We start from the raw sequence: 543 nt of genomic DNA, 5'->3' as shown, positions 1-543 counted from the left end.
CGGCGCCGTCAGCGGGCTGCGGCGCGAACTCGCCGTCGGCGCGCGCGGCGCCCGTCCCGCGGACCTGGTGCGCGGCACCCGGTCCGGCACCGGGCAGGGCGGCAAGATCGCGGACGTGCCCACGCTGGACCGCTACCTCGCGCTGCCCACCGTGCACCTGATCGTCGACGGCTACAACGTCACCAAGACCGGCTACCCCGAGCTCGCCCTCGCCGACCAGCGCGACCGGCTGATCCACCAGCTCCAGGCGCTCGCCGCCCGCACCTCCGCCGAGGTCACGGTGGTCTTCGACGGCGCCGGCGTGCTGTCGGTCCCCGCCGCGGTGCCGCGTGGGGTGCGGGTGCTGTTCTCCGACCGCGGGGTGCTGGCCGACGACGTGATCCGCAACCTGGTCGCGGCCGAGCCCGCGGGCCGGCCGCTGGTGGTGGCGACGTCGGATCGCGCGGTGGCGGACTCGGTCCGGGGTGCCGGGGCCCACCCGGCGCCGGCTTCGGTGCTGGTCAGCCGCCTTTCGCGGGTCTGATCGGCCGGGGCGCGGCCCGT

The 543-nt window shown here is 77.3% G+C and carries 1 protein-coding gene; it reads left to right on the top strand.

What is annotated here, in order from left to right:
* The coding region (locus G3I65_RS12005) for an NYN domain-containing protein (protein ID WP_203612360.1) at positions 1 to 523 on the top strand (523 nt) is incomplete at its 5' end.
* Positions 524 to 543 lie beyond the last annotated feature (20 nt).

The sequence above is a fragment of the Amycolatopsis sp. SID8362 genome (genome assembly GCF_010550475.1).
Classification (GTDB): Bacteria; Actinomycetota; Actinomycetes; order Mycobacteriales; family Pseudonocardiaceae; genus Amycolatopsis; species Amycolatopsis eburnea.
The sequence above is the reverse complement of the archived record's forward strand: the minus strand, read 5'-3'. Positions and strand labels throughout refer to the sequence as shown.